This window comes from Acinetobacter sp. YH16053, from assembly GCF_013417035.1.
Classification (GTDB): Bacteria; Pseudomonadota; Gammaproteobacteria; order Pseudomonadales; family Moraxellaceae; genus Acinetobacter; species Acinetobacter towneri.
The window spans coordinates 1-1,268 of the sequence record NZ_VPEP01000133.1; the positions used below are offsets into that span (position 1 = coordinate 1).

The window sequence follows — 1,268 nt, forward strand, 5'->3', positions numbered from 1 at the left end:
AGCGAATACATTACCAATGCTTTTGCTTTTAGATTTCACAAACAGGATTAACCAAAAACTGCCCCACGAAGCGAGGAACGAGCTTCAATAGAGTACGAGCTTTAGCGAGTACATAGGGCAGTTTTAAGCACTCCCCTCTCGAAAGGCTTTTAATTATTTTTAAAGCTTTTAATGCTTTTAGACAGGTTGAAACCCTTGTGTAGTAAGTGTTACAGACTATATAAACGGACATTTGCTCTTGTATAAACGGACATTTGCTCTTGTATAAACGGACATTTGCTCTTGTATAAACGGACATTTGCTCTTAATTAAAAGACATTATAAATATTGACCTTAAAAAGATATTAGATTACATTGTCCTTTAATTAGATAATAATAAGTTCTTCTTATGAAAAATAGTTTAGTCGTGAAAGATAATGCTCTAATAAATGCCAGTTACAACCTAGAGCTAACGGAACAACGTTTGATCATGCTAGCTATCATTAATGCTAGAGAATCGGGACAAGGAATCACTGCGGATAGTAAACTGGAAATACATGCTAGTGACTACGCCAAGCTATTCAATGTATCTGCCGATGCGTCATATAAAGCTTTGAGAGAAGCTGTAAATAATCTGTTTAATCGTCAATTTAGTTATACAGCCGAATATAAAAAAACAGGCAAAGTCGGCATTGTTCGATCTCGCTGGGTAAGCCGTATATTTTATGTAGATGACCTAGCATTGTTAGAAATTACTTTTGCTCCTGATGTAGTGCCTTTAATCACACGATTGGAAGAACACTTTACAAAATATGAAGCTAAACAAGTTGCTCACCTAACCAGTAAATACGCCACTAGGCTTTATGAATTGCTGATTGCTTGGCGTGAAGTTGGAAAAGTTCCACAACTAGAACTTAGTGAGTTTAGAAACAGATTAGGTCTTGTTGATAGTGAATACACCGCCATGAGTGACTTTAAAAAGCGTGTGCTTGAACCATCAATTAAACAAATTAATGAGCATACTGATATTACTGTAACGTATGAACAGCATAAAAAAGGACGGATCATTTCAGGTTTTTCTTTCAAATTTAAGCAAAAACAACAGCCAAAAGTTGAAGCAAAAAGAGATCCAAACACGCCTGATTTTTTTATAAAAATGACCGATGCACAACGCCATTTATTTGCGAATAAAATGTCAGAAATGCCTGAAATGGGGAAATATTCACAAGGTACAGAAAGCTACCAACAATTTGCTATTCGTATCGCTGATATGCTTTTAGAGCCTGAAA

1 protein-coding gene is annotated in these 1,268 nt (G+C 35.6%); it reads left to right on the plus strand.

Features of this window, described 5'->3' with window-relative positions:
• Positions 1 to 388: 388 nt before the first annotated feature.
• A partial coding sequence (gene repM, locus FTV43_RS15565) for a replication initiation protein RepM (protein WP_179995847.1) occupies positions 389 to 1,268 on the plus strand: 880 nt, incomplete at its 3' end.